General features: G+C 70.3%; 21 protein-coding genes. 9 read left to right on the top strand and 12 right to left on the bottom strand.

Annotated features, from left to right (window positions below):
- Nucleotides 1–108: 108 nt before the first annotated feature.
- On the bottom strand, nucleotides 109–1,398 hold the full coding sequence (locus ACN6LM_RS22835; protein WP_445067238.1) for a haloacid dehalogenase-like hydrolase: 1,290 nt from the start codon (nucleotides 1,396–1,398) through the stop codon (nucleotides 109–111).
- A gap of 576 nt (nucleotides 1,399–1,974) precedes the next feature.
- Here ACN6LM_RS22835 and ACN6LM_RS22840 point away from each other — a divergent pair.
- From ACN6LM_RS22840 to ACN6LM_RS22860, 5 genes are all read left to right on the top strand, one after another.
- On the top strand, nucleotides 1,975–3,792 hold the full coding sequence (locus ACN6LM_RS22840; RefSeq protein WP_445067239.1) for a GMC family oxidoreductase: 1,818 nt from the start codon (nucleotides 1,975–1,977) through the stop codon (nucleotides 3,790–3,792).
- Nucleotides 3,793–3,922: 130 nt separating this feature from the next.
- On the top strand, nucleotides 3,923–5,077 hold the full coding sequence (locus ACN6LM_RS22845) for a ferritin-like domain-containing protein (RefSeq protein ID WP_445067240.1): 1,155 nt from the start codon (nucleotides 3,923–3,925) through the stop codon (nucleotides 5,075–5,077).
- Nucleotides 5,078–5,098: 21 nt separating this feature from the next.
- Entirely contained in the window at nucleotides 5,099–5,647 is a 549-nt protein-coding gene (locus ACN6LM_RS22850; protein WP_445067241.1) for a hypothetical protein, read from the top strand.
- A 15-nt stretch (nucleotides 5,648–5,662) separates the two neighbouring features.
- A complete protein-coding gene (gene iolE, locus ACN6LM_RS22855; protein ID WP_445067242.1) occupies nucleotides 5,663–6,580 on the top strand; it encodes a myo-inosose-2 dehydratase in 918 nt (305 codons plus the stop codon).
- A gap of 2 nt (nucleotides 6,581–6,582) precedes the next feature.
- Entirely contained in the window at nucleotides 6,583–7,575 is a 993-nt protein-coding gene (locus ACN6LM_RS22860; RefSeq protein WP_445067243.1) for a sugar phosphate isomerase/epimerase family protein, read from the top strand.
- Nucleotides 7,576–7,756: 181 nt separating this feature from the next.
- Here ACN6LM_RS22860 and ACN6LM_RS22865 read toward each other — a convergent pair whose 3' ends face one another.
- From ACN6LM_RS22865 to ACN6LM_RS22875, 3 genes are all read right to left on the bottom strand, one after another.
- On the bottom strand, nucleotides 7,757–8,623 hold the full coding sequence (locus ACN6LM_RS22865) for a DUF3592 domain-containing protein (RefSeq protein WP_445067244.1): 867 nt from the start codon (nucleotides 8,621–8,623) through the stop codon (nucleotides 7,757–7,759).
- 66 nt (nucleotides 8,624–8,689) lie between these two features.
- On the bottom strand, nucleotides 8,690–9,799 hold the full coding sequence (locus ACN6LM_RS22870; RefSeq protein WP_445067245.1) for a hypothetical protein: 1,110 nt from the start codon (nucleotides 9,797–9,799) through the stop codon (nucleotides 8,690–8,692).
- A gap of 157 nt (nucleotides 9,800–9,956) precedes the next feature.
- The gene (locus tag ACN6LM_RS22875) at nucleotides 9,957–10,526 is read right to left on the bottom strand and encodes a GNAT family N-acetyltransferase (protein ID WP_445067246.1); all 570 of its coding nucleotides are present in this window, start codon (nucleotides 10,524–10,526) and stop codon (nucleotides 9,957–9,959) included.
- 234 nt (nucleotides 10,527–10,760) lie between these two features.
- Here ACN6LM_RS22875 and ACN6LM_RS22880 point away from each other — a divergent pair, with 234 nt between their 5' ends.
- Nucleotides 10,761–11,582, top strand: a complete 822-nt coding sequence (locus tag ACN6LM_RS22880) for an endonuclease/exonuclease/phosphatase family protein (RefSeq protein WP_445067274.1) — start codon at nucleotides 10,761–10,763, stop codon at nucleotides 11,580–11,582.
- A gap of 40 nt (nucleotides 11,583–11,622) precedes the next feature.
- On the opposite strand, the gene ACN6LM_RS22885 is transcribed toward ACN6LM_RS22880, so the two are convergent.
- From ACN6LM_RS22885 to ACN6LM_RS22895, 3 genes are all read right to left on the bottom strand, one after another.
- The gene (locus ACN6LM_RS22885) at nucleotides 11,623–12,609 is read right to left on the bottom strand and encodes an alpha/beta hydrolase (RefSeq protein WP_445067247.1); all 987 of its coding nucleotides are present in this window, start codon (nucleotides 12,607–12,609) and stop codon (nucleotides 11,623–11,625) included.
- A 393-nt stretch (nucleotides 12,610–13,002) separates the two neighbouring features.
- The gene (locus ACN6LM_RS22890) at nucleotides 13,003–13,848 is read right to left on the bottom strand and encodes a helix-turn-helix transcriptional regulator (protein ID WP_445067248.1); all 846 of its coding nucleotides are present in this window, start codon (nucleotides 13,846–13,848) and stop codon (nucleotides 13,003–13,005) included.
- Nucleotides 13,849–13,935: 87 nt separating this feature from the next.
- Nucleotides 13,936–14,691 carry an SDR family NAD(P)-dependent oxidoreductase gene (locus ACN6LM_RS22895; protein ID WP_445067249.1) on the bottom strand — a complete coding sequence of 252 codons (756 nt, stop codon included), beginning with the start codon at nucleotides 14,689–14,691 and terminating at the stop codon, nucleotides 13,936–13,938.
- A gap of 363 nt (nucleotides 14,692–15,054) precedes the next feature.
- Between ACN6LM_RS22895 and ACN6LM_RS22900 the strand changes: the two genes are divergently transcribed.
- Complete coding sequence (locus tag ACN6LM_RS22900) at nucleotides 15,055–15,972, top strand: SGNH/GDSL hydrolase family protein (protein WP_445067275.1); 918 nt, start codon at nucleotides 15,055–15,057, stop codon at nucleotides 15,970–15,972.
- 182 nt (nucleotides 15,973–16,154) lie between these two features.
- Here ACN6LM_RS22900 and ACN6LM_RS22905 read toward each other — a convergent pair whose 3' ends face one another.
- From ACN6LM_RS22905 to ACN6LM_RS22925, 5 genes are all read right to left on the bottom strand, one after another.
- Nucleotides 16,155–19,247: a glycoside hydrolase family 38 N-terminal domain-containing protein gene (locus ACN6LM_RS22905; RefSeq protein ID WP_445067250.1), complete on the bottom strand. Its 3,093-nt coding sequence runs from the start codon at nucleotides 19,245–19,247 to the stop codon at nucleotides 16,155–16,157.
- A gap of 65 nt (nucleotides 19,248–19,312) precedes the next feature.
- Complete coding sequence (locus tag ACN6LM_RS22910) at nucleotides 19,313–20,491, bottom strand: glycoside hydrolase family 76 protein (RefSeq protein WP_445067251.1); 1,179 nt, start codon at nucleotides 20,489–20,491, stop codon at nucleotides 19,313–19,315.
- Nucleotides 20,492–20,557: 66 nt separating this feature from the next.
- Complete coding sequence (locus ACN6LM_RS22915; RefSeq protein ID WP_445067252.1) at nucleotides 20,558–21,388, bottom strand: carbohydrate ABC transporter permease; 831 nt, start codon at nucleotides 21,386–21,388, stop codon at nucleotides 20,558–20,560.
- A 2-nt stretch (nucleotides 21,389–21,390) separates the two neighbouring features.
- Complete coding sequence (locus ACN6LM_RS22920; RefSeq protein WP_445067253.1) at nucleotides 21,391–22,341, bottom strand: carbohydrate ABC transporter permease; 951 nt, start codon at nucleotides 22,339–22,341, stop codon at nucleotides 21,391–21,393.
- Nucleotides 22,338–23,654: an ABC transporter substrate-binding protein gene (locus tag ACN6LM_RS22925; RefSeq protein WP_445067254.1), complete on the bottom strand. Its 1,317-nt coding sequence runs from the start codon at nucleotides 23,652–23,654 to the stop codon at nucleotides 22,338–22,340. The genes ACN6LM_RS22920 and ACN6LM_RS22925 overlap by 4 nt, the downstream gene beginning before the upstream one ends.
- A gap of 271 nt (nucleotides 23,655–23,925) precedes the next feature.
- On the opposite strand from ACN6LM_RS22925, the gene ACN6LM_RS22930 reads away from it, so the two are divergent.
- Entirely contained in the window at nucleotides 23,926–25,638 is a 1,713-nt protein-coding gene (locus ACN6LM_RS22930) for a class I mannose-6-phosphate isomerase (RefSeq protein WP_445067255.1), read from the top strand.
- Nucleotides 25,635–26,561, top strand: coding sequence for an ROK family protein (locus tag ACN6LM_RS22935; protein ID WP_445067256.1), 927 nt, complete (start codon nucleotides 25,635–25,637; stop codon nucleotides 26,559–26,561). The genes ACN6LM_RS22930 and ACN6LM_RS22935 overlap by 4 nt, the downstream gene beginning before the upstream one ends.
- Nucleotides 26,562–26,584 lie beyond the last annotated feature (23 nt).

Genomic DNA, 26,584 nt, shown 5'->3' on the forward strand with positions numbered 1-26,584 from the left:
GGGGACACCCTCCTCCGGCGGAGCTTCCGGCACTCGGGCGCGGTTTCCCGGCGGACGGCTGCACCGCCAGGCCGTGCCCGCCGTCAGCAGGGCGGCTCCACCGCATCATCAGTGCACCGCGTCCTGCTGGTCCGGTACGACGCTGCCGTCACCACGCCGCACGGGGCCGGGACTTCCGTCGGGCCTGGTGTATGCGGCGGTCGCGCAGGGATAGGCCGTGGTCCTGCGGGGCAGCGGCTCGATGAACATGGGGTTCACGACCCAGCGGCCGTCGGCGTTGTCGTACGCGCGGCACATCACCTCGTTCTTGTTGCGGTTGAGCACCAGGTGCGCGCCCGTGGCATCGCCGACGAACGTCACGTCGGTGTCGGCATCGCCGCCGCCGAGCGCGATCCGCCGATGAGGGGCCTGCTGGTTCCAGGCAGCCCGGCCGTGGATCCCGTAGATCTCCTGGTTGATCCAGCAGCGCTTGCCGTCGATGTACGGGATGGCCTCGCCCTTGGTGACGCCTACCCCGCCGCAGCCCTCGTTGCTGGTCGTGATGCGGCCCTCGGAGTCGAGCACGGACCGGATGGCGACGGTGTGCGCCCGGTCGATCCCGATGCCGCGCGACCACACCTCGGTCACCGGTTCGGAACCCGCCGAGACGATCCAGACGTCGAACCCGGCCTTCTGGAGCGTCCGCACCAGGTCGCGTTGCTGTTCGTAGTACCGGACGTAGGCGGGAAGCACATGGGTGCCGACGGTGCGGGTCGCACCGACGGGCGCGGCAAGGGCCTCGGTGCGTGCGGCCTCGGTGTACGCGCGCAGTTCGGGAACGGTGTGTCCGGCGAACAGCTGTGGTACCCACGCGTACTGCGGGACGGTACGCCGGTGGTTCCACCGTCCGGCGAAGGCCGCTTCGCCGCTCATCGTTCTGCCGTCCTCCCGGATCTGGAGGATCTCGTCGGCGCAGCGGGCGTCGGTGGAGGTGGGCAGGGGTGCTCCCACGGGCACGCCGGTTCCGCAGGCATCGGTGAGGGCCTTGTTCGCGGTGCTGGTCAGCCATGTGCTGGTGTCCTTCCAGCTGGCGGGCCGAAGGATCTTGTCGTGGCGCAGGGACCAGCTGATGGTGGCGTCGGTGACGTCGTTCTTGGTGATGGTGTTGTCCCAGTCGAACGCCGCGACGGGGCGCGGCCCGCCTCTGCCGTGGCAGGTGCCGCGCTCGTCGATCACGCGTTGCAGCTGGGCTCTGTTGCCGCCGTACCAGGGAAGAGCGTCGGAGAGTTGAGGGCAGCGGGCCTTAGGCGTCACGGACACGTGAGCGGCCGGTGCGGCTGTCACGGGTCCGGCTGCGGCCGCGACCGCGAGTGCGGCCGTCACGGCCGAGGTCCACGCGAGAACACGTCGGGTGCGCATGCGTGTGGACGGTACATCAATGTTTCGGTGATGTAGAGGGGGCGCGCTCCCGCCCGCAGGCGTCAACTGACGGGCGCAGTAGGGACGGAAACGTCAACGGCTGAAAAATGGACAAGCACACGAAGCCTTCGGGGAGAGTGCTCTTAGGCTCAACTGACATGTCAACCCGTCGAGTTGACATCGACGCGCTGATTACGCCCGATCGATGGGTTTCCCGGCGATATGCCGGCCGCGGCAGAGCGAATGACCGCGTCATATGCAAACCTCGTGCCGAGGCCCTTCCCTCGATCCCCGGCGGATTCGGTGTGCGGCTCAGGTGCGGTCCGTCGCGGATCGCGGCGTGGCCCTCCTGGGGCTCACGGGAAGTCCTCGTCGGCTCATCAGCGGGCGCCGCATTCCTTTCGGCGACTGGTGGGATTTTCACCGGGCCGCTCGGCCCGAAATCGGGGTGAGGACACCCCCAGACGACAAGGGGCATCAATGACGTCTTTCGACGATACAGACCCGGTGATCTTCCCAGCGGGTGCTGCGACGCACACCAGTGCGGCCGAGGCCGCGAGAGGTGAATGGGATGCCGTGATCGTCGGCGCAGGCATGGCAGGCTCCATCGTCGCCGAGCAGCTGAGCCAGTCAGGCTACAAGGTGCTGATCGTCGAAGCCGGCCCCGGCAAGGACCTGGACCTCGCGGAGTACGAGTCGTACCTGACGCGGTTCTACGGCGCGGTCGTCAAGGACAACCAGTCACCGTACCCGTTCAACCCGAACGCCCGGATGCCCAGGAGCACCGACACCATGCCGGTGGATCCGGGCACACCGCGAGACGACTTCTACCTCGTGCAGGAGGACAAGTACTGCTCGGACACCACGTTCACCCGAGTCCTCGGCGGCACATCCATGCACTGGGAGGGGAAAGCGCTGCGCATGCTCCCCGAGGACTTCGACCTCCGGACCAAGTACGGGCAGGGGCTGAACTGGCCGCTCAGCTATGACGATCTGGAGCCCTACTACCGGCAGGCCGAGGCCGAACTGGGCGTGGCCGCGGAAGTCGAGGACCAGGCGTATCTGGGAATGCATTTCCCGAAGGGGTATGTGTTCCCGATGCACCGCATGCCACCGTCCTATCTCGACCAGACGGTGGCCCAGGGTGTGGACGGCATGCGGGTCAACCTGGCGGACGACGATTACACCCTCCGGGTGCGGAGTTTCCCGCAGGCCCGCAACGGCGTGCCGAATGCCGCGTACGACGGCGGAAAGGGCTTCGTTCCGGTCGGTGCGGTGAGCACGAACCAAGTGGAAGAGGGCGAGCGCTGCCAGGGGAACACCAACTGCGTCCCGCTCTGCCCCGTGCAGGCCAAGTATCACGCGGGAAAGACCCTCACCAAGGCGCTCCGCAAAGGCAATGTCACGATCCTGACGCAGGCGGTCGCGTCCAAGGTCGAGGTCGATGAGGAAAACCGCCGGGTCACCGGGATCACCATCAAGAACTACCAGTCGCTCGAATCCAACAGCTATGAGACGTACACGGTCAAGGGCGCCGTCTACATTCTCTGCGCGCACGCCATCGAGAACGCCCGGCTCATGCTGGCCTCCGGCATGCAGCGCATGAGCCGCAGCAAGCTGATCGGCCGCAACCTGATGGACCACGCGTACCTGCTGTCCTGGGGCCTGCTGCCCGAGCCGGCCGGCACGATGCGAGGCACGTCCTGCACGAGCGGAATCACCGACCTGCGCGGCGGGCGGTTCCGCGGCACCCAGGCCGGATTCGGCGTGGACATCCACAACGACGGCTGGGGCTGGGCGACCGGCTCGCCCTACACGGACCTGGTCGAACTCGTCGACAAACAGGGCCTGCACGGGAAGGAGTTGCGCCGAACCCTCGGGAACCGGATCTCCCGGCAGCTATTGCTGGCCTTCATGATCGACCTGCTGCCCGACAGGAACAACACGGTCACTGTGGACGACCGGTACAGGGATGCCCTCGACAACCTGAAACCGGTCGTGTCGCTCACGATCCCGCCGTACACCATGCGGGGTGCCGCGTTCGCCCGCAACCTCGCGACCGACATCTTCGCGAAGCTCGGTGCCGAGGAGCGGACCACGTACGACAAGGACCGCTACAGCGCCGTCGAGCACGAGGGCCAGTGGTACAACATCGTGGGCGGCAACCACCTCGCGGGCACCCACATCATGGGCACCGATCCGACGAACTCGGTGGTCGACCACACCCAGCAGTCGTGGGACCACGACAACCTCTACCTCGTCGGGCCCGGCAGCCTGCCCTCGATCGGTACGTCCAACATCAGCCTGACCATGGCGGCGCTCGCCTTCCGCAGCTCCACCCACATCGTCAGGTATCTGCGCGCCGCGAAGGCCCCGGCCACCGTCCGCGGCTAGGGCGTGTTCCGAAAAGTAGCGCCGTCCGCCCGCCGCCCGGCAGGCGGGACTCTCGAAACACGCCCCAGACGGCCAACAGACCTGCGGCCCGACGCATCCGGCCGCCGCCACCGCCCACGATTGGGGGAACATGTCCGTTTCTGAATCGGAGCCGTCCCAGGACTCCAAGATCAAAACCATTGAGGAACTGCGCGAATACCTTTACAAGGGGCTGCAGTTGGAGCATGCGACGCTCCCGCCCTACCTGACCGCCCTCTACTCGCTGCACCCGGGGAAGAACTCGGATGCCTGGCATGTCATCAGGGTCGTCGCCGTCGAGGAGATGCTGCACCTCACCCTGGTCGCCAACGTCCTGAACGCCGTGGGCGGGACTCCGGACCTCACCAAGCCCGGCTTCGTGCCGAACTACCCGACGCGCCTGCCGTGTGGTCCCGACGACTTCGAGGTGCATCTCCGGCCGTTCTCGCGCGAGGCTCTCGACACGTTCCTGAAGATCGAGAAGCCGGCGCAGGCAGCCGATGAGGAGGACAGGTTCGTACCGATGGACTGGGCGGCCCTCGGACTGGCGTCCGACGGCGCGGTGCCGCCGGCGGAGAAGCTGACGGAACTCGAGGAGTCCGGCACGGTCCTCGGCCTCGTCCCCGGTGATCCCACCCTGCGCTTCCTGAGCATCGGTGAGTTCTACGAGGAGATCGTCCGGGGAATCAACCACCTGGAGGACCAGGCCCGGCAGGCGGGGACGACGATCTTCACCGGCGATCCCGCCCGCCAGGTGACCCCCGAGTACTTCTACTCGGGTGGCGGCGACGTGATCGAGGTGACGGGGCGCGACACCGCCGTCGCGGCGCTCACCCTCGTAGCGGAGCAGGGCGAAGGGCTGCACGGCGGCATCTTCGACAGTCACGACGAGATCGCGCACTACTACAGGTTCCAGCAACTGGAGAAGGGGCGGTACTACCAGAAGGGTGACACGCCGGGTCATCCTTCCGGCCCGGATGTGAACGTCGACTGGGATGCCGCATATCCGGTGAAGCCGGACATCAAGCTGGCGGATCTCGCGGGAGAACCGGAAATTCTGGCAGCGGCCGAGGAATTCAACCGGTCCTACGCCACTTTCCTGACCAACATCAACCTGGCCTACAACGGCCGGCCCGACCTGCTGCTCAAGGCGGTCTGGGAGATGTTCCGCATTCGCGACAGCATGAACCGGCTCATCCGCAACCCCATCCGCAACCCGCTCACCGGGCACGGGGGAGTCCACGCCGGCCCGACTTTCGAGCTCTAGACCGTCGAAGGAGGAAACATCGTGACGCACACAGTGACCACAGAAGAGAAACTGCGCGAATTCGTGCAGTTCTCTGCCACCGCCACCGGCTTCAGCGAGTTCGACCTGTGGGGAACCGGTCAGGCGGAGGCGTACTACGAAACCGTCATGACTCAAGAAGGGCCGGACGCGCTCCAGAGGGCGATCTCGTCCGATCCCTCCGTCGTCCCCGCCGATCCGGTGGTGCAGAGCATCATCAAGCTCTGGTACGTCGGCGTCTGGTACGGCCCCGAACTGACGGGACGCGTGGACGTGGCGGCCTGGACGGCGCCCGGCCGCAGTGGAGCGAAGCCCGCCGTACCGGACGACAGCCAGCCCGAGGAGAGCCTGCCCTGGAAGGCCGCGCCCGGTCGGCAGCAGGCCGGGGAAGACCGCGCGGGGGACAGCGAAGACCGCAAGCCCCTGTTCGTCGTCTCACCCGACGCCTACACCGAGGGCCTGCTGTGGCGGGCGATCGGTGCCCATCCCTCCGGTGCGAGGGCGCCGGGCTACGGGTCGTGGGCCACTCCGCCCGCACTCGAGAACCACTGAACGGAGAAGATGCGAATGACCAGCACTGTCCCGAACCTGGGCCCCGACAAGGTGTCGCTCGGCGTCACGCCGACCCTGTGGTGGAACGACGACTTCCCCCTCATCGACAACGGAATCCCGTTCGAGCAATGCGTGAGCGAGATGGCGCTCGCGGGATTCCAGGGCTGCAGCATCGGCCACAAGTACCCGGCAGACGCCGCCGCCCTCAAGGAAGCGCTCGACCTGCGCGGCCTGAAGGTGTCCGAGCCCTGGGTGAGCACGTATTTCACCATCGGTGAAAAAGACCGCACCGTCGAGAATTTCAAGAGGCAGCTGGAGTTCCTCAAGAAAGTGGGCGGCCACGACATCGTGGTCGCGGAATTCGGGCAGTCGTCCCATCTGCAGCCCATCCCCGTCTTCAAGCACCGCCCCCACTTCACCGACCCGGACTGGGACCTCCTCACCGGCGGGCTCAACGACATCGGCAAGCTGGCCGCGGACAGCGGCATGCGGCTCTGCTACCACCATCACATGGGCACGGGCGTGCAGTCGGCCGAGGACATCGACAGGTTGATGGCGGGCACCGACCCGGACCACGTGCATCTGCTGTTCGACACCGGGCACCTCCAGCTCGCGGGTGACGACCCGCTCCGCACCGTGGAGAAGCACCAGCAGCGGATCAAGCACGTTCACCTCAAGAACGTCCGTCAGTCGGTGGCCGAGAAGGTGAAGAGCGACCACCTGTCCTTCGAGGAGGGCATCCGGCAGGGCGTGTTCACCGTGCCCGGAGACCTGGAAGGGATGATCGACTTCAGGCCCGTCCTCACCACGCTGGGGAATGCCGGCTACGAGGGATGGCTGGTCGTCGAGGCCGAGCAGGACCCGGCGAAGGCATGCCCGCTGAAGTACGCCAAGATGGCGCGCGCCTACCTCGCCGAAGTCCTGGGATGGTAGCCATGAGCGCGCGCGACATCTACCTCAGCTTCTTCATGTTCACCGTCAATCTGCACCCGGACGATCCCCGGTACACAGAGGTCATCGTCCGGCACATGGAGAAACTGCGGAGCATCGGATACACGGGCTTCGACATGCCCGTCTTCCCGGACGACACGGGCGACCCCCAGGGGGACGTGCCCCGCTACGAAAAGCTCAGGGAGGCCCTCGACACGGCCGGTCTCGCAGACGTGGGCCTGACCACCAACGTGGCCACGACGCCGGCCTACGACCCCACGTCGCTGATCGCCGAGGAACGCGAGGCGGCGCTCGTCTACCTCAAGTCACGGGTGGACATCACAGCGGCCCTGCGCGGCACCATCATGGCGGGCCCCGTCCTGTTCCCGTACAACGTCTTCCCCACCGCCAACGGCAAGCCGCTGTGGAGTGACGCGCTGCAGGACTGGCTGCGGCCCCGATACCAGATCGCCCAGCCGCTCTTCGAGCAACTGGGCGCATACGCGGCGGAGAAGGGCGTCCAGGTCGCCATCGAACCCGTCGACCACTGGGAGACTCCTGCCCCGAACATGGTGCGCGACGTACTCGACTTCCTGGCCGGCGTGAGCAGCCCGCACATCGGCGTGTGCGTCGACAGCTCCCACGTCGTCCTCGGCAGCAGCGGCCCGAAGGCGTACCAGCGCGACATCGAGGACGCCGCCGGCCGGCAGCGTCTGCACTACGTACAGGTGTCCCCGCCGGATCGCGGCGAGGTCGCTGACAGCTGGATCCCCTGGCGCGAGTTCCTCGGTCCCGTCCTGCCCGTATACGACGGACCGCTGCTCATCGAAGTCTTCAACGCCATCCCGGAGTTCCTCGACTCCTTGCGGCTGACGCGGCGGAAGTTCTGGATCCCCGAGGACGACCAGCCGGTTCCGGGCGTTCCGAGCGCGTACGACGTCGCCGAGGACGGAATCAAGAAGCTACGCGCCGAACTGGCCCGACTCGAAGAGAGATGATCCCCGCCGGTCAGCCCTGACGCCTCGTGACGGCCCGTCGATTCTCCGGCGGGCCGTCGGAACCTTCCCGGTACGTGCCGGCACGGTGGCCTGAAGTTGCGGGCGGGGGCCGCGGAGGCGTGGGCGGCTGTCGTCCGGCGTCGTGCTGGTCGCCGGGCCGGCTCGTCAGGGGTGGTGGGCGTCAGCCCGCGATCAGGATGCCTCCCGCCACGGCCGCGGCGGCCCCCACGAGAAGGGCCCCGACAGCGAACGCGATCTCGCCGGCGCGGGAGCGGTGTTCGGCGGCGAGGTCCGTGGTGAAGACGACCGGGTTGGCGGGGTGGTAGTGGATCGTGAGGTCCCGGCCGCGCGAGCGGGCGGGATCGCTCAGCCCCACGGCGCGGTAGGCGGTGACGGCGGTGCCGTCGTGGGTGGTGAAGGCGACGACCGGAGTGTGGCTGGTGGCGGTTCCGCTGTCCTCGTCGACGGTGACGTCCTTCAGTACGGCGATGACGAGGCCCGGGACCGGGCCGCCGGAGGCGAGGCCCTCGATGCGCAGGCGTGAGTCGCGTATGACCCCGGGCAGGTAGGTCGCGCCCAGCAGCGTCCAGGGCACGCCGAAGCCGATGAGGGCCCAAGGCCCGCCCCAGTCGATCGAGGCGACGACGACCAGCCCGACGTAGATGAGGAAGACCGCGAAGTTGGGCCATCCGAGCCCGCTCCGTCCGGCGTCCGGGTCGGTGGTGAAGCGGTAGGCGTGTGGGCGGCCGGGCGGGTAGCGGATGCCGATCTCCCGGCCCGTCCAGGCCGTGCTGATTCGGTCGCCGCACTCGCCGTCGTTGGTGACGGTGAACTCCTGCCCCGTGGCGGGGTCGCGGAAGGTGACGACCACGGGGATCCCTTCGCGTGCCGAGCTCCCGTGCCGGGGCTCCGTGACCCGTTCGATCCGGCCCATGACGCGGACCGCCCGCCGGCCGCGGGTCACCCCGGCCAACGACCGTCCGTATCCGACGACCGCGACGGCGCCGAGGACGACGCACCACAACGCCAGATATCCGTGCCGGCCCATCCGTGCTCCTCCTGGTCCGAAGCCTGCCCCGCCCCGCTCACCCGTTCCGTCCGGGCGCGCGTTCCGTCAGCGCGCCGGGACGCGCCGCACGATCTCGCCGAGGCCGTTCGCCTCCAACGAGGCGGCGCCGTCGGCGCCGGCCACCCCGACTCTGAGGGTGAGGGCGCCGGACAGGCTCTCGGCGGTGAGCTGCCAGGTCCGCGGGGAGCGGACGCCGAGAGTGGTCCGGGCCTCCCGGACGAGGGCGGGGATGCGCCGGTAGGGCAGGGCGTCCAGGTCGAAGCCGGGTGTCTGCGAGCCCGTGGGGGTGAAGACGACGGTGAGGAGGCGGTCCTGCACGACGACGGTGAGAGCCAGGCGCTTTCTGCCGTCGCCCTTCGTGAGCGAATCGACCGCCGAACGCAGCCGGCCCTCGTCGAACAGGGACTGTCCGGGGCCGAGGGCGACGGTGCCGGACGCGGCCGAGACGATCGTGGTGGACGAGGTGCCGGGGTCGGTGGGCCCAGCGACCGAGGGGGGCCGGTCGGTGGGGTCATCCGGGCCGAAGAGGTCGGCCCTGAAGACGAAGACCACGCCGGCCGCTCCGAGCAGCAGGGCGAGGAGGGTGAGGTAGCCGCCGACGGTGCCTGCCGGGGGCGGTTCGCCGGTCAGGGCCGGGCCGGGCGCCGAATCGATGCGGGCCGCGGTCGCGCGGTCCTCCCACTCCGGTGTCGGGCGCTTCACCAGCTTCACCGCCCACGGCTGGTGCGGTGGGTACTGGACGACGACGATGCCGCCTGGTTTGTAGTCGGGCAGGTCGACCAGATTGACGGACTGGGTGGACTCGACGCGGTACGCCGGTACGCCGTCCGGGGCGACGGTGAGGTCGAAGCGGACGGGCACGTCGCTGGTCTCCCCGCCGGTGGCGCGCAGGCTCTCGATCTTGGCGAGCGCGGTACGCCGGACGATGGCCGCCTCGCGTGCGCGCTCGGGCGCCCCGGCGGCGAGAACCAGCAGTCCGTAGACGATGGGAGCGGCCAAGCCGCCGACCAGCAGCGGAACGTGTTCAAGGACGATGCCGACGACGAGTGCGGCGAGCGAGCTCCCGATCACCGCGCCCGTGAGGACCCCGCGGGCGAGGTCGAGGGGGGTGCGGCGCGTCGGCGGTGCGCTCGGAGGGGCCGGCGTGATCGTCATACCGAGATTGTGGCGGCCCGGGCCGTGGCCCGGTAGGCGTCCGGGCGCACTTCTCTCTCCCCTCAACGGCTTTTCCAGGCACGGGCGTTGGCGCCTCCCGGGCAGCACGGGCAGGTCGCCGGCCACGATGACCGTTCCGGGCACCGGGAAACCGCGCCTACTCGGCCACGCCGAACGAGCCGGGCCCACCCGGGGGCCCGGCCACCCAGCAGCAACCTTCAGGGACAGAGCCGCGTCGTTCCAGTTCCGTGATGGTGAGGCCGGGTGCGACCTGGCGCTCACCGACCGGCACGAAGCCGCGCCGGCGATAGAGCGCGAGCGCGGGCAGGTTGGCAGCGCCGGTGGAGACGACGGCCAGTTGCGCAGGCTCGATCGAGTCCAGGGCGTCGAGAAGCACGGTTGCGATGCCGCGGCGATGCGCCACGGGATGGACCACCAGGCGGCAGATGTCCAGAGCGCCGTTCGGCAGGCGGGCCCAGCCGACTGCTCCGACCAGTTCCGACTCCTCGCGGACCCCGAGGAAGGACTCGTCGCATGCGCGCAGCTGCTCGAGGGATTCGTGCAGGGGCGGGAGGCCGTCGAATCCGATGAGCCGTGCTTCGACCGCGTAGGAGGCCCGCTGGAGGTCCCACAGCTGCCGCAGGGTGCCGGGGTCGGCCAGGTCGAGGCGGACCGGTCCGGGAAGGGGCCGGTGGGATGCGGCGGTGGTGTCGTACTGGCCGGTCATGCGGCGATTGTGCCAGAGCCGGAACGCTCGACCGGAGCCGGAGCACGGCCGGGTGCTGCCTCGGGGCCCGGGCTTCCTTCGATGTGGTGCCGCCAGGAGCTCAGGCGCTTCGTGCCGCATACGTCCCGCCACATAAGCTCGTACGGGAAGACCCGCATGTGGATGTTGTGAATCTACTTCCAGGAGCCGAAGGTGACCGGAACAGGCGCGCGGTGGCTTGCGGGCGCGCTGGTCATGGCCTGCCTGCTGCTCGCAGGCCCCAGCGTGTCGAACAGCGCCTACACGGCCAAGCCGCTTCCGGCCGATGCCCCCGAGGAGGTCGTGCCGAACCGTGTCATGACCTGGAACATCTGCAACCCCTGCAAGGGCAGCGGACAGAACGGCGGCAGAGCGGCGGAGATCGCCACGTACGCGCCTCAGGTCGTCGGCCTGCAAGAGGCGTGCGTCGGTGATGTCCGGAGGATCCGGGATTATCTGCAGTACCGGTACGGACTGGTCTACCACGTCGAGTACGGATCGGTTCTGCCCAGTTGGAGCCGATGCGGGGGAGTCCCATGGAGCCCCGGAGGATTCGGCCAGGCCATCCTGTCGGCCGCCCCGATGACTGACCATGTGAACGTGGAGTACCCCCACGGCGGTTCCGAGGACCGTGGGTACATGGCCGTCACGACCCTCGTGGACGGCCTGCGCGTCCGGGTGTTCAACACCCACTTGGCTCAGCGAAGGCAGCAGGCAGTCCGTGCGGAGCAAGCCGACGAACTGGCCAAGGCGGTCGCCCGGTACGACCGCACGATCGTTCTGGGTGACTTCAACGCGGTGCCGGACGCCTCCGAACTCACCGTGATGTGGCGCGTGGCCAGGGACGCGGACGCCGAGTGCGGGCCCTCCGGCGGGGGTACGTGCGAGCCGACCACCGACTGGCGCAGCAAGTTCGACTACATCTTCCTTCGTGGCTTCGACCCGCTGGAGCAACGGGTGCGTCCCTCCCCGTGGTCGGACCACGATCTGGTGCTGGCCGATCTGAGTGCGGACATGTCGCAGCGGTCGGTGCGGTGATCTCGCGGCCCGGCTCATGGGGGACGAAGCGGGTGTTGTCTCAGCTCCGCAGCGTGGTGAGCCACTCGGTGAGCAGGCCGTTGACCTCGTCGGGGCGTTCCTGCTGGACCCAGTGGCCGCAGCCTTCCAGGAGGTGGGACGCCGAGAGCCGGGGGAGGGTGGTGGGGTAGGCGTCGATGGCGTCGGACATCCAGGTGGTGGAGGCGTCCAGGGTGCCGCCGATGAACAGGGACGGCTGTTCGATGGGGGCTCCCCGGTGCGGGGCGAGGTCCTGCCAGTCGCGGTCCATGTTGCGGTAGCGGTTCAAGGCGCCGGTCAGGCCGGTGCGCTCGAACTCCGCGGCGTAGACGTCGAGGTCTTCCTCGCTCAACCACGCCGGGCGCCGTGCGGCGGGGAAACGGTCGCACAGCCGGCCACCACGGGCGACGAAGTGTGGGTCGGCCTCGTTCGCGGCGGGCATGGTGTCGGCGGACAGGGCCGCGTAGAAGCCGGCGAGCCAGCCCCGGACGTCGGGCTCGATCTCCGACTCGGCGCGGCCGGGTTCCTGGAAGTAGGAGACGTAGAACTCCTGCCCGGGGCCGCCTATCCGGCTGAAGACGTCGGTGGGACGGGGGCCGCCGGGCGGTGCGTACGGGACGCTGAGCAGGCCGGCCGCGCGGAAGATCTCGGGGTGGAGCAGGGCGGAGGTTGCGGCGATGTTGGAGCCCCAGTCATGACCGATGACCACCGCGTTCTCTTCGCCGAGAGCTCGGACGACGGCGACGTTGTCCTCCACCAGGTCGACCATGCGGTAGGCGTCGACGGCAGCGGGTTTGGAGGAGCGGCCGTAACCGCGTACGTCGATCGCCGCCGCGCGGTAGCCGGCCGAGGCGAGAGCTGGGAGCTGGTGGCGCCAGGAGTACCAGGACTCGGGGAAGCCGTGCAGGAGAAGGACCAAGGGGCCGGTGCCCTGCTCCACCAGGTGCAGGCGCCCGGCCGGGCCCTGAACGGTGCGATGGCGGAGTGCGGCGGTCGGTCGGGATCGCATGGGGGCACTTCTCCTCGGATCTCGGGGTGGGCGGTGGGGCTCCCACGATCATGCGATGCCCCAGCCACTCGGGGCGATCGGTCTTGCCGTTTCGGCAAACTGGCATGAGCGGAGCGGTGTACTGGCACCCGGCGACGGCCCTCCGGAAGCCGGACGCTCGGGTTGCGGCGCAGCACACCCCTGCCGCGCCGGCGCACCGGCGACGGCACCAGGACCGGTGCGGGGCCGAGCTGGGCCGCCGACGGTGACAGGGGCCAGGAGCCAGGAGCCGTTGTCCGGGGTGGACGCCGTCCGAGAAGCGGCAGGGGCACTGGGCGCGGCCAACCCCGTCGCCCATCACGTCACCCACGTGATCGACACCGATTCGCCGGACGGCCGCGTGCAGCGGGGCTGTCAGGTGCCCGCTGCCCGTGCTCCCAGCACCGGCAGCAGTCGCAGCTTCTCGTCGTCCGCCGAGCCGGGGGTGGCGGTGTACACGAGCAGCGCCTGGTTCTGCTCAGGGTCCAGCAAGACCTGGCACTGGAGGGTGAGGACGCCCAGCTCGGGGTGGCGGACGAGCTTGGGGTCCACCCGGGGTACGTCGACCTCGTGGGCGCTCCACAGGGCGGCGAACTCCGGACTGCGTTCCAGCAGGAGGTCGCGCAGGTGCTCGGCGCGCCCGCCCGCGCCCTGCCGCGAGTAGGCGGCCCGCAGGCCGGAGGTGAAGAAGCGGCTGTGCAGCGGGTGGTCCTCCTCCGGGTACAGCAGCCGGGCGGCGGGGTCGGTGAACCAGCGGTAGGTGAGGCTGCGTTCGGGTCCGGTGAACCGGGTCTGGTCGCCGAGGAGCGCGGTGGCCATCGGGGTCTGGGCGAGGGTCTCCGCCACATCGTTGATGACCTGCGCCGGGGTGTCGTCCAGCCGCCCGAGGATGCGCATCAGGCCGGGCGTGATGTGGTCGGAGCGCAGGCTGCCGGGGCGGGAGGGCGTGTTGTGGCCGGCGATGCGGAACAGGTGGTCGCGCTCGGCGAGCGAGAGCCGCAGACCGCGGGCGATGGCCGCGAGCATCGGCTCGGAGGGCTGTGGGCCGCGCTGCTGCTCCAGTCGGCTGTAGTAGTCGGTCGACATGCCGCTCAGCGCCGCCGCCTCCTCCCTGCGCAGGCCGCGGGTGCGGCGGCGCGGCCCGCGGGGCAGTCCCACGTCCTCCGGTTGCAGTGCTTCGCGCCGGGTGCGCAGGAAGTCCGCGAGTTGTGCTCGGTCCACGGTTCCAGTCTCCCTCGTGGCCCCGGTGCCTGACATCCGGGGCGCGGTGGTGGCAAGGTGCGGCTCGGTCCGGGCGGGCCGGGGCCTTCAGAGCAGCATGCCGCCCGATGCCTCGACGCGCTGCCCGGTGATCCAGGAGGTGCCCTCGGCGAGCAGCGCGGCGGCGGCGGCGCCGATGTCGTCGGGCTCGCCGGGGCGGCCCATCGCGGTGACACCGCTCAGCACGGAGCGCATACCCTCGTCGTCGCGGACCCCGCCACCGCCGAAGTCGGTGCCGGTGGCACCCGGTGCGAGGGCGTTGACAGCGATGCCGCGCGGCCCGAGTTCCTTGGCGAGGTAGCGGGTGAGGATCTCCACGGCACCCTTGGCCGCGGCGTACGCGGCGGTCGGTGCGGCGATGAAGCGGGTGAGGCCGGTGGAGACGTTGAGGATGCGGCCGCCGTCCTTGATCAGGGGCAGCAATGCCTGGGTGAGGAAGAAGACGCCCTTGACGTGGACGTCCATCAGCCCGTCGAACTGCTCCTCGGTGGTCTCCTCGAACGGTGCGTGCACCCCGTGTCCGGCGTTGTTGACGAGGATGTCGAGGTCGTCGCGGCCCCACTCCCGGGCCAGGGCGTGACGTACCTGTGCGGTGAAGGCGGGGATCTGTGCCGTGTCGCCGGTGTCCAGCCGCAGGGCGACCGCCGTACGGCCCAGCTTCCTGGCCGCCTCGACGACGGCCTCGGCCTCCTCGGCGTGCGAGCGGTAGGTGAGGATCAGGTCGGTACCGGCCTCGGCGAGGTGCAGGGCCGTGCTGCGGCCGAGGCCGCGGTTGGCGCCGGTGATGAGGGCGATGCGGGACATGGTGGCTCCGTTCGGGTCGGGCTGCGGGCGAACCGGCCGGTCCGCCGTCTGCCCCCCAACGGTCGCGCGCCCCGAGACCCGGATGAAGGCCGCGGTTGTCCAGGGATCGCGGATCCCTGCCTCAGCACCGGCCCCCGCCGCCGGGACGCGTCGTAGGGCAGGAACAGGGGACTTCGACGCCGACCCCCTCGCCGCGCGGAGTTCGTCCGATCACTGGTCTCACGGCCTACTGGCCGGTATACAGGCGGGGTTGGGTCCGCCGGGCACGAGTCGCCGAGCGGCCGGGTGCCTTCTGACGCTTCGTGCGCCCTGGTCACCGTTGCCCGACCGCGGATCGTCGGGATTTCTGGGGAGGGCATGATGATGTACCGGACGCTTCGGGGCAAGGCCGTATCCAAGCGGCGCACCGCCGTCACGCTGGCAGCGCTGAGCAGCTGCGCGCTCACCGTCGGTCTCACCGGCACGGCCTCGGCCGCGCCGCGGGATGCGCACGGGACGCCCCGCTCCACCTACGTGGCGCTGGGCGACTCCTACACGTCCGGCCCTCTGATACCCACGCAGGTCGACGCGAACTGTGCCCGCTCCGACCACAACTATCCGTCGATCACCGCGCGCGAGCGCCACGTCACCTCGTTCACCGACGTGAGCTGCGGCGGTGCGACGACCGCCGAGATGTGGCAGGCGCAGGGCACCAACGGAGCTCAACTGGGCGCGGTGAAGCGCGACACGGATCTCGTGACCCTGCAGATCGGCGGCAACGACATCGGCTTCGGCTCCATCATCGGCACCTGCGCCGGCCTCAGTGCCGAGGACCTCGCCGGCAACCCCTGCCAGCGGCATTACAGGGCCGCAGGCTACGACCAGTTGACGCTGAAGATCCTGCAGACGGCACCCAAGGTCGCCCGCGTACTGCGTGAGGTGCACAAGAGGGCCCCTCACGCGCGCGTGGTCGTCGTCGGCTACCCGGACCTCCTTCCCGACGACGGCATCGGCTGCTACCCCGACGTCCCGTTCGCCGCCAAGGACTTCCCGTACCTGCGGGACACGGAGAAGCGCCTCAACCTGATGCTCCGCGCGGTCGCGCTGCTGAACCGGGCCGACTACGTGGACACGTACGGACCGACTGTGGGCCACGACATGTGCAAGGCACCCGCCGACCGGTGGATCGAGCCGCTGCGCCCCGCTGCTCCCGCCGCTCCGGCCCATCCGAACGCGAAGGGCGAGGAGGTCATGGCACAGGCGCTCCTGAAGACCCTCGGCAGGGGGCCCGGTCACCACTGATCCATGATGCGGACAGGCGGGCGCGCGGAATCCGCTCCCCGTCGTGGCCCACGTTCAGCGGGCGCGGCCACAGCCCTCCGACTTCCCGGTCGAGCCCGCCGGAGATCACCCGGGCGACGTGGACGTACCCCCGGAACCCCGGAGCCCCGGAGCCCTTTCGGGACTCCGGGGCGACGGGTGCTCTAGAGCCGCAACAGCACCGCGCACGTGCCCAGCACGGGCACGTCGACGGTCAGGACGCCCTCGGCGTTCGGCCTCAGCACGTCACCGGCGGCGCCGAGGTAGTCGGCCTCGCGGGCCTCCGCGACCGGGAAGCCGGGGGTGATCCGGCAGGCGACCGGCTCCTCGGCGAAGGACTGGAGCCTGACGAGCACCTGCCCGGGGGCCGGCACGGTGAGCCCCACGACGCGCACGCGCTGGTCGCCGACCGTCAGCAACCCGTACGACGCCTCCGGGGCCGCGCTCTCCTCGCCCAGCGCGCGGACGGCGAGCAGCGGACGGCTGCCCGCGGCAGCGGTGTGCATGCCCAGGACGGGTCCGCTGGTGTCCGGGGCCTGCCCGAAGCCCACGCTGTAGCGGAACACGTGGTCGAACGCCTGCTCGGAGGGGAAGTTGGTGTCCCAGATGTTGTTGTGGACCCAGGAGAAGAGCGTGCCGGGCTCGTCCTGGGCGAGCGACTGCGGATAGGGCGCGTACGGAACGGCGATGCCGCCCACCTGGACGAGCGGCGCGTCCTGGGTGGCGACGGCCGCCACCACCGCGTCCTCCTCGAAGCTCACCCAGCGCCGTACCGCGCGCATGTGCTGCGCGGACCCCGGGACGACCGGCAGACCGGTGCCCGTCATACCGCCGGTCGCCTCCATGCGGACGTCCGGCCGGTGCATCGCGAAGGGGAACGCGAAGAACGCGCTCTCCTTGGTGAGCGTCGCGGGCTTCACGATCCGGTTCTCCAGATCGATCCGGGCCTGCCCGTGCGGCAGGTGGACGCGCACCCGCAGCCGCTCGGTGCCGGCCGGGGCGCACTCGTAGACCAGCGTCTCACCCGTCGCGTCGCGGAAACGGTCCACCAGCGCGGCCGGAGGCGCCGCCGTCCGGGAGGCGAGGAGGTGCATCGAATCGTTCGCCGTGGTCTTGCTCGACTGATGGTTGAAGCCGCCCGCCGTGGCGTACTCGTCGTACACATAGGCGTTGAGCCCCACCGTCGCGTCCTGCCGCACCAGCTCCCGGCCGGTGCGCTTGTCGACGACCGAGCCGATCCAGGCCGCCCGCAGGTCCACACCCACCCGCAGGAACTCGTTCTCCAGGACCGTCGGATCGCCGGCGTGCCCGCCTTCGGACGGCGCCTCCTCCCCAGCGTCCGCGACGACGTCCACCCGTACCGCACCATGCGCCGGCACCTCCGCGAGCCGGAACAACAGGAAGCGGCCCGCCGCCCGGTGCAGCTCGTTGGCCTGCGCCTCCTCGGTGTGCTCAAGCACCGAGCCGTCGCGCGCGTCGAGCACCCGGACCGGGTCCTCCAGCGCGACCGTGCTCTCGGGAAGGAACAGCCGGACCGTCTCCGACCGCTGCCAGCTGCACGTATTGGTCACGTAGAAACCGGCGAGCGCCCCCTCGCGCGGGGAGAGCCGGCCGCCGAGGGCCGCGCCCGCGCCGTCCAGGAGCGTCTTCGCGTCGTCGTGGGCGCGCAGGGCCTGGGCGTACTTCCAGTGCCACTGGCGCTCGCCGGACGCGTGCCCGTGGTCGCCGTGGGTCCAGGGATCGCCACCGCCCCAGGTGTGCTCGTTGAACAGGGAGGCCGCCCGGTACACGTCGGGGGCCGACGCCGTGGTGCCCGAACCGGCCGCGCCCAGGATCTCGGCGTGTCCCGCGACCGTCTGGGCATCCGCCAGCGCCGCCTGACCGTCGCGGGTGGCGGCCAGCGGGACCGCGCCGGCGCCCACACCGTCCACCCACCAGTCGCTCCAGTCGCCCTCGAACGTTTCGAGACGGTCCCCGTATCGGGCTTCCGCGTCCACGAAGAAGTCCTCGTTGCGTGACGTCCGCAGAACGGGGAAGGCCCACTCCTCGTTCCACCGGCGCACCGTGTCGGCGATGATCCGGCGCGGCGGCCCGTTGTCCGCGAACTTGCCGAGCACCCGCAGGTGCAGCACGTCCCACGGGTAGGGGTCGCCCTTGAACTCCTCGTCCAGGACCGGGAAGCCGGGGATCCCGCGCCCTTCGTGCGGGTACTGGTGGGTCGCCAGCGCCGAGAGGTAGTGCGGCAGGAGATCGTCGACCCGGTCGTAGGACTCGTCGAACCCGAGGATCGAGCCCTCCATGTACGCCAGCCCGTGCGGGGTGTCGGTGCGCCACACCAGGACGCTGCGGCCGCCCGGCGCACGCCACCGGAACAGCCGGGGCAGCGCCCCGCCGCCGGTGTGGTGCGGCACGGCCCGGCCCGCCCAGTTGTGGGCGACGGAGAGATAGCGGATGCCGCTGTCGGCGAGGACGTCGGGCAGCCCCACGACCTGGCCGGGGACATCCGTCTGCATCGCCGTGGTGACGTCGATGCCGTGCCGGGCGCGCAGTTCCCGTACCGGGCGCAGCAACTCGTGCAGCTCGTCCGTCGAGCAGGTTTCCGTGTGCAGGTTGAAGGGCATCGCGGTCAGCTCGATGCGCCCCTGGCGCACCCGCTCCAGGAACTGTGCGACCTGCTCCGGCGGACGGTTCGCCGACCAGTTCTCGAAGCTGAAGAACCCCTCGACGGCCCAGCGGAACTTCGACGCGTCGGGCCGGTCGTCCGTCGCACGGCACAGTTCGAGCAGGGAGTCGAGGTACTTGCGGCCCTCGGCGAGCACAGTGCCCTGGGGATCGGTGTAGCCGATGTCGAGATGGGCGTGCTGGACCAGGTGCAGCGTCCAGTGCCGCTGCGGGGTCAGCAGGACCTCGACCTGCTCACCCGGAGCCAGGTCCGGCAGTTCGACCAGCACCGCCAGCGGAGCGTCCACCTCGGGGACGAGCAGCCGGGTCTCACCGGCCGGCCCGGGTATCAGCTCGCTGCGGACGGAGGTGCCGGACAGGGTGGTGACCACGGCCCGGCCGACGGGGCGGCCGGCCTGGATCCGCACGGACTGGAGGAGCCCTCCGTCACCGTCCCGGCGCAGCAGTGGTTCGCAGCAGAACCGGACGGGATGTCCGCCGAGGACGCCGGTGGCGCTCACGCCGCGGTCGCGCAGGATGTCGCGGGCGATGTCGGAGTCCCACCAGGAGGGGCGGGACAGATGGGGGCGGGGCATGGAGAGGGGTCTCCGCTCTGGCATGGTGCCGGTTCGGTGCGTGGGGCGGGCGGGAAGGTGCGGGGTCAGGAGGCGTCGGTGGCGAGACCCGCGAAGATCTGGACCATCGCGGACTGCTCCAGGGTCTCGGCGGAGGCGGACGGGTCGTAGTCGCCGCCGCCCGAGGGCTGGAAGCGGAAGAGACCGGTGGACGCGTCGCGGTTCTCCTCCCACGCGCGTTCCGCGTAGGCGCTCTCGGTCTGCCGGTAGGCCGGGTCGTGACGGATCCCGTCCAGGACGCGGAGGTTGTCGAAGTAGATCGCGTTGAAGATCGCCGGCTGGTCGTGCAGGCGCTCGCCCTGCTTCCAGTACGCGAGCGACCCCTCGGCGTCCTCTACGGCGCGCCGGAGATACGAGCGGTCCCCGGTGGCCTTGTAGAGCGTGGCCGCGGTACCGACCATGGCCCCGGAGTTGTACGTCCACAGGGTGGAGTTGACGGAGCCGTCGTCGCCGAGGCTGTTGCGGTACAGCCCGGGGGACTGGCGCAGACACGACCAGTTCCACTCGTACCACCGCTGCGCGCTCGTCAGGTAACGGCTCTCGTGCGTCTCCTGGTGGAGCCGGGCGGCCAGCTCCGCGGCCAGACCCGTGACGTTGGCGGCACGCATGTCGTTGGCCGGCGAGTCGACCCAGTGCATCCCGCCGGGGCACTCCCTGGCCGGGTCGTCGTCCCAGCCGCGGCTGACGATGTCGAAGGCCAGCTCGGCCCGGCGCAGGTAGACGGAGTCGCCGGTGGCCTTGTACTGGTCCAGCAGGGTCAGCCCGACGACGGAGTTGTCGTCGTAGAAGACGTCACCGCCCTGCCCGAGCGGAGCCGGGAGGTACGAGTCGTAGCCGGGCCTGCCGTCGCGCGGTTCAAAGTACAGCTCCAGGGTGGTGAAGCGCTCCGCCGCGTCCGCCGTGTAGCGCGTGCCCGATCCGGGAAGGCCGGCCATGTCGACCGTCGCGGCAGCCGCCTCCCGCATCGGCCAGAGGTAGGAGTGGGCGTTGTCGGCGCTGCGGTGCGGTGTCGCCTCCTGGTAGAGGCCGTGGTCGTCCGCGCCCTGGTACAGGTGGTGCTGGAGCGCGTCGTACGTCTGCATGGCCCGGGCCTTCCAGGGGCCCGTCGCCGGGTGCGAGGCCGCGAGGGCGGGGGAAGGGCACAGGGCGGCGCAGAGCAGGGGTGCCGCGGCCAGGGCGAGAGCGGTACGGGCGGAGAGTTTCACCGGGATGCCTTTCGGGAATCGGCTCGGGGCGTCCGTGCGGGATGTCCGCACGCGGTACGGCACGGCTCAGCCGAGCTTGAGGCTGCTGACGAAGAACCGCTGCGCCGCGAAGAAGAGGACGACGGTCGGCAGCGAGACGAGCAGGGCTCCGCCGAGGACGACCGGGGGCCCCACGTTCGAGTAGTTGCCCTGGAGTTCGGCGAGTGCGGCCATCACCGGCCGGATATTGCGGCTCGTGGACAGGGTGATGCCGAAGAGCAGGTCGTTCCAGACGGCGACGAACTGGAAGACGAACGCGGCGATCATCGCGGACCGGGACAGCGGTACATGGATCTGCCAGAACACCCGCCACCAGGAGGCGCCGTCCAGCCGCGCCGCCTCGATCACCTCGGCGGGCAGCGTCTGGGCGAAGTTGCGCATGATGAAGTACGCGAACGGGATGGCCACCGCCGCGTAGATGAGGAACAGCCCGATCTGCGCGTCGTACAGGCCGGTGTTCGCGTACGCGAGGAAGAGCGGTCGCAGGAAGACCTGGAGGGGCAGCAGGGTGCCCGAGTAGATCAGCCAGAACCACATGGTCTTGCGCTTGACCGGCATGATCACCGTGGCGAACGCGGCGGTCGTGGCCACCACGATGGCCGCGGCCGAGCTGGTCACCGCGTAGAGCAGGCTGTTGCCCATCGCGGGACCGAGCCTGGCCCGGGACCATGCCTCGGACATGTTGTCGAAGAGACCGAACCCCCCGTGCGGCAGCCAGTGCGGCGCGCCGCCGTATTCGGCGGCCGGTACCAGCGCGTTGACCAGGAGCAGCCAGGTCGGTACGGCCCAGAGGAGCGAGACGAGCACCAGAACGGTGTTACGGACGGCGGTGCCGGCGGAGACGCGGCGTGTGGACATGCTCAGGCGCCTTTCGGAGTGAGCTGGCGCCGCAGGTAGAGCCAGGAGGCCAGCAGCACGATGACGGTGAGGACGACGGCGACGGCCGCTCCGGCGCCGGGGCGCAGGGCGAGGAAGGTCTCCTGGTACATCGAGACCGCGAGCGTCTCCGAGCTGCGGCCCGGCCCGCCCTGGGTCAGGACCCAGATCAGGTCGAACGACTTCAGCCCGTTCACCAGACTGCTCCCGACGACGATCACCGACACGGTCCGCAGTTGCGGCAGGACGACGTACCAGAACTTGCGCAACCCGTCGGCGCCGTCGAGCGACGCGGCCTCCAGGGTCTCCGGGGGGATGGTCTGCAGGCCGACCAGGAAGAGGATCACGGCCACCCCGGTGGCCTGCCAGGTGTTGGCGACGATCATGACGAGGGTGTTCCCCGGCCACTCCAGGAGCCAGCCCTGGGCGAAGGACCCCAGCCCCAGCGCGTCGAGCGCCTGGTTGGCCGCCCCGTCCGTGGTCAGGAGGAAGTTCCAGACGACGGCCACGGCCGAGCCGGAGATCGCGTACGGCAGGACCACCAGCAGCCGCGCCACCCGGGACCACCCGGAACCGTTCGTCATGACGGCGATGGCGAGCCCCAGGACGAGCGGCAGAGCCACCGTACCCACCACCCACATCAGGGTGTTCTCCACGGACTTCACGAGCACCGGGTCGCTGAGGAAGAGCCCGTAGTTCGTGAACCAGGTGAAGCCGGAGACCCGGCTGTCGCTGAAGAAGCCGCGGTACAGCGTCACCACGAACGGGGTGAGCAGCAGGCCGGCGACGAGCAGGACGGCCGGGGCGAGGAAGCCCGCCGAGGCGAACCGGTCCCTGAGCCCGCGCGAGGGCTTGCGGGCCGGGGCGGCGGGCGGGGCCTTGGGAGCGGGGGAGGCGCCGGCCCGGGTACGGCGCGCGTCGAGGGCGGATGTCATGACTCGTCCTTGTTCCACGCGGCCCACTCCTTGGTGGCACGGCTCGCCATGCTGCGCAGCGTCGCCTCGGGCGACATGGCGTGCGTCATGAAGGCTCCCAGGTCATCGGTGTTCCCCTGCATGAGATTGGGCGGACCGGACTGCCCGTAGCGGGGCAGCTCGGTCCAGTGCTCGTCCAGGGCCCGCTTCCTGAGCCGGGCGAGCACCGGGTTGGAGGTGACCGCCTTCGGGTTGGCCGAGCCGTCCTGGAGGAAGTCGGTCCACACCCGCTGGACCGAGGGGTGCAGCCAGTGGCCCGCGTTGGCCATCGCGGCGTCGTGCGACACGGCCTTCTCCGGGACGGCGAGCACGCCCGCCTCGGTGATCACGGACCGCTTGGTGGAAGTGTCGACGGGAGGCAGGACGAAGGCGTCGAAGTCCTCGCCCGGCTTCATCCCGGCCGCGGCCAGCCCCTGCGACTGCCAGGAGCCGTGCAGGAACATGCCGACCTTGCCCGTCTTGAGCGCGGCCGGACCGTTGTTCTGATCGAAGTCGGCCGGGGTCATCCAGCCCTTCTTCATGAAGTCCTGCCAGATCTGCATGGCCTTGTGCGCCTGCGGATCGGTGTACCGCGCCCGGCCCGCGATCAGATCCGCGTAGAACACCGGGTCGACCTTGCTGATCAGCTCCTCGAACCACTCGTAGGCGGGCCAGTTGCCGCTCTGCGTGGCGACGAACGGAACGACACCGGACTTCTTCAGCACCTCGGCCGTGTGCAGCAGCTCGTCCCAGGTCTCGGGCGCCCGCAGGCCGTGCTTGTCGAACACATGCGTGTTGTAGAAGAGCACGTAGTACGACTGGTAGAGCGGCATCCCGTACACGGCGCCCCGGTAGGACATCGAGTCGCGAAGGGACTTGGTCACCCAGCCCTTGCGTTCGTATGCCTCCCACAGCTGCGTCAGGTCACTGAGGCTGCCCGTGCGGGCGAGCTGTTTGAGGTTGTAGCCCGACTGCCACTTGATCAGATCGGTCGCCTTGGTCGTCTGCAGGGAGATCTGCGTGACCTGGGTGTACGCGGTGGGGTTCGGGTTCGACAGGGGGCGCAGGGCGTAGCCGGTGAGCTTCTTCAGCTCGCGTCCGGCGGCCACGTAGCCGTCGTCCCAGGTCGCGTTGTCGTTGGCCAGGGACGTCGTCCCCGGCTTCGCCGCGGTGCTGTCGCCCCGCGCGCAGCCGCCCGCCAGTGCGGCTGCCGCACCGGCCCCGAGGCCGGCCAGCACGGTGCGCCTGCGGAGCGGGTGAGACGACCGCTCTGTCGTCTCGCCGGTTGATCTCATGCGCTCACTTCCCTCTGGACCCCGCCGGGGGTCCCTGGCTCCGGTGTTCGGTGGAGAGGCCGCCGGAAGCGTGTACGGCGTGCGTTTCCGCGCTTCGGGTTGCGAGGATGTTAACGACACCATGTGGCCGAAACAAGAGGTTCTTCCGTGAGGGCTCGAAAAATAGCTCCTGGACAGGGCATACGTGGCGGTATTTGGGAGGCTCCTTGTTCGTTGAGCGTGTTATCGATACCATCCGAGTGCTTGCCCGGTCCCTTCCCCAGGAGCTTCTGTGCACCAGCCCCGTCCTTATGACCGCAACCCGCGGTACGCCGTCACCGGTGGCGCCGTCGTCACCGGCTGGGCCGCCGCGGTCGCCGGCGTGCCCACCACACCCACCGTCCTCGCCCTGGACGGCCCCGCCGCACTCGACTGGGAGGAGGCCGCCGGCTCCCTCGCCGCCGCCCTGCGCGCACGGGGTACGCGGGTCGCGCTGTGCGACGTGCGCACCCTGTGGTCGGCCGAGGCGGTCCAGCGGCTCTGCGTTCCCGACACGGACGCCGACGCGTTCTTCCTGCCGCTCGCCGAGTTCTCCATGGACGACCTGTTCGAGACGCCGCCCGTCCGGCCGCGTCCGGACTCCGGCGTCCTGCTCGTCTACGGCCCGGGCGCCGGGCTCGGCGAGCCCGACCTGCTGTGGTGGGCCGACCTCCCCAAGCGGTACGCGGAAGAGGCCGTCACCCGCGCCGAACTGCCCCTCGGCGTCAACCTGGGGCGGCCCGGCACCCCCGGTGAGCTGCGCAGCCTCTTCTACACCGACTGGCCCGTCGGCGACCGCCACCGCGACCGCCTGGCCCCGCGCGTCGACCGCTGGATCGACCTCCAGGGCGAGAACGGCCCGGCCTCCCTGGACGGCGCGTCCGTACGAGCCACTCTGGCCACCCTGGCCGCGGGGCCCGTTCGCAGTCGCCCCTTCTTCAACTCCACCGCGTGGGGCGGGCAGTGGGCCGCCCGCGAACTCGGCTTCGAGCCCCGCAACGGCAACACGGCACTCGGCTACGAGCTGATCGCCCCCGAAGCCGGAGTCCTGGTCGGCCAGGACGAGACGGCCCAGGTGGAACTGCCCTTCCAGCTGCTCTGCGAGCTCCACCCCGAGACGTTCCTCGGCCCGGACGTCCACCGCCGCTTCGGCACGTCCTTCCCGATCCGCTTCGACTACCTCGACACCGTCGGCGGCGGCAACCTCTCGCTGCACCTGCACCCCCGGGAGCAGTACATGCGGGAGACCTTCGGGTGGCCCTACACCCAGCACGAGACGTACTACGTCACCGCGTGCGACCCCGGTGCGAAGGTCTACCTCGGGCTGCGGGACAGTACGGACGTGACAGTCATGCGCGAGGAGGTCGAGGCGTCCGCGGCGGACGGAGTCCCGCTGCGCGTCGAGGACCATGTGATGACGCACACGGCGGACACCGGGCAGCTCTACATGATCCCCGCCGGCACCCCGCACGCCTCCGGCGAGGGCAACCTGGTCCTGGAGATCAGCGCCACCCCCTACCTCTACTCCCTGCGCTTCTACGACTGGCTGCGCAAGGGCCTCTCCGGCGCTCCGAGGCCCCTCTCCTCCGCCCACGCCTTCGCCAACCTCGACACCGCGCGGCGCGGCGACGACGTCCTCAAGGAACTCGTGCAGGAGCCGCGGACCGTGCGCGAGGGCCGGGGCTGGCGCGAGGAGGTCATCGGCGCGCTGCCCGAGATGTTCTACGCGGTGCACCGCTTCGTGATCGAGGGGCCGGAGCCGGCCGAGGACGACACCGACGGCCGCTTCCACATCCTCAACGTCTCCTCCGGCGGCGGCGTCGTCGTGGAGACCGACCGGGGGGACGTGCACGACCTGGCCTTCGCCGAAACCCTCACCGTGCCCGCGAGCGTGGGCGGCTACCGGCTGCGCCCCGTGGGAAGCGACCCGGTGCACGTGGTGAAGTCCCTGGTGAGCCCGGCATGAGCCGCGTCCCCGTACTGGAGATCGGCGGCACCCACGTGACGGCCTCCGTCATCGACACCGCGTCCGCGGGGACCGCACCGCCGGCCGTCGTGCGGCAGCCGGTCCCCGCCGACGCGCCGGCCGATGAGCTCCTGGACGCGATCGCCGTCGTCGGTACCCGGGTCGAGGCTCCGGCGGGTGCCCACTGGGGCGTGGCGATACCCGGCCCGTTCGACTACGAAACCGGGACCGGCCGCTTCCGCGGCATCGGCAAGTTCGAATCGCTGCACGGAGTCGACGTGGGAGCGGGACTTCTGGTCCGGCTCCCCGGAGCACCCCGCCGCATCAGCTTCGTCAACGACGCCGACGCGTTCGCCCTGGGCGAGTACCGGGCGGGTGCCGCGGCCGGCCGGCGCCGGGTGCTGTGCATCACGCTCGGAACCGGCGTCGGCTCCTCCTTCCTGCTCGACGGCCGGCCCGTGACCGACGGCCCCGACGTACCGCCCGGCGGCCGTGCCCACCGGCTCACCGCGCACGGACTCCCGCTGGAGGAGGTGGTCTCGCGACGCGCGATCCGCAGGTTCTACGCCACCGCCGCCGGACTCCCCGGCCACGGTCCCCTCCCCGACGTGCACGACATCGCGGCCTCGGCCCGCAACGGCGAGGCGCCCGCCCGGCAGGCCATCCGGCACTGCTTCGGCGCCCTGGGACGGGCCCTCGCACCCTGGTGCGAGCGGTTCCGGCCGGACCTGATGGTCGTCGGCGGATCCATGGCCGGCTCGTGGGACCTCGTCGGCCCCGCCGTCCGCGAGGGCTTCGAGACATGGGCGGCGGGGGCCGCGCCCCCAGCCGTCACGGCGCTGCGCCCGGCTGACGCGCCCCTGATCGGTGCCGCCCACTGGGCCCTGCGCGAGGACGCCGCCGCCCTGCGGACTCCGACCTAGAATGACCGCGTCACCGACCCCCA

The sequence above is a fragment of the Streptomyces sp. SAS_281 genome (assembly GCF_052542855.1).

Bases quoted from the DNA above. Each gene is read 5' to 3' on its own strand.
- ACN6LM_RS22865 (WP_445067244.1), bottom strand. From the start codon at position 8,623: ATGGGCCGGCACGGATATCTGGCGTTGTGGTGCGTCGTCCTCGGCGCC.
- ACN6LM_RS22915 (WP_445067252.1), bottom strand. From the start codon at position 21,388: ATGTCCACACGCCGCGTCTCCGCCGGCACCGCCGTCCGTAACACCGTT.
- ACN6LM_RS22905 (WP_445067250.1), bottom strand. From the start codon at position 19,247: ATGCCCCGCCCCCATCTGTCCCGCCCCTCCTGGTGGGACTCCGACATC.
- iolE (WP_445067242.1), top strand. From the start codon at position 5,663: ATGACCAGCACTGTCCCGAACCTGGGCCCCGACAAGGTGTCGCTCGGC.
- ACN6LM_RS22885 (WP_445067247.1), bottom strand. From the start codon at position 12,609: ATGCGATCCCGACCGACCGCCGCACTCCGCCATCGCACCGTTCAGGGC.
- ACN6LM_RS22875 (WP_445067246.1), bottom strand. From the start codon at position 10,526: ATGACCGGCCAGTACGACACCACCGCCGCATCCCACCGGCCCCTTCCC.
- ACN6LM_RS22845 (WP_445067240.1), top strand. From the start codon at position 3,923: ATGTCCGTTTCTGAATCGGAGCCGTCCCAGGACTCCAAGATCAAAACC.
- ACN6LM_RS22920 (WP_445067253.1), bottom strand. From the start codon at position 22,341: ATGACATCCGCCCTCGACGCGCGCCGTACCCGGGCCGGCGCCTCCCCC.
- ACN6LM_RS22835 (WP_445067238.1), bottom strand. From the start codon at position 1,398: ATGCGCACCCGACGTGTTCTCGCGTGGACCTCGGCCGTGACGGCCGCA.
- ACN6LM_RS22880 (WP_445067274.1), top strand. From the start codon at position 10,761: ATGGCCTGCCTGCTGCTCGCAGGCCCCAGCGTGTCGAACAGCGCCTAC.
- ACN6LM_RS22935 (WP_445067256.1), top strand. From the start codon at position 25,635: ATGAGCCGCGTCCCCGTACTGGAGATCGGCGGCACCCACGTGACGGCC.
- ACN6LM_RS22925 (WP_445067254.1), bottom strand. From the start codon at position 23,654: ATGAGATCAACCGGCGAGACGACAGAGCGGTCGTCTCACCCGCTCCGC.
- ACN6LM_RS22870 (WP_445067245.1), bottom strand. From the start codon at position 9,799: ATGACGATCACGCCGGCCCCTCCGAGCGCACCGCCGACGCGCCGCACC.
- ACN6LM_RS22900 (WP_445067275.1), top strand. From the start codon at position 15,055: ATGTACCGGACGCTTCGGGGCAAGGCCGTATCCAAGCGGCGCACCGCC.
- ACN6LM_RS22860 (WP_445067243.1), top strand. From the start codon at position 6,583: ATGAGCGCGCGCGACATCTACCTCAGCTTCTTCATGTTCACCGTCAAT.
- ACN6LM_RS22895 (WP_445067249.1), bottom strand. From the start codon at position 14,691: ATGTCCCGCATCGCCCTCATCACCGGCGCCAACCGCGGCCTCGGCCGC.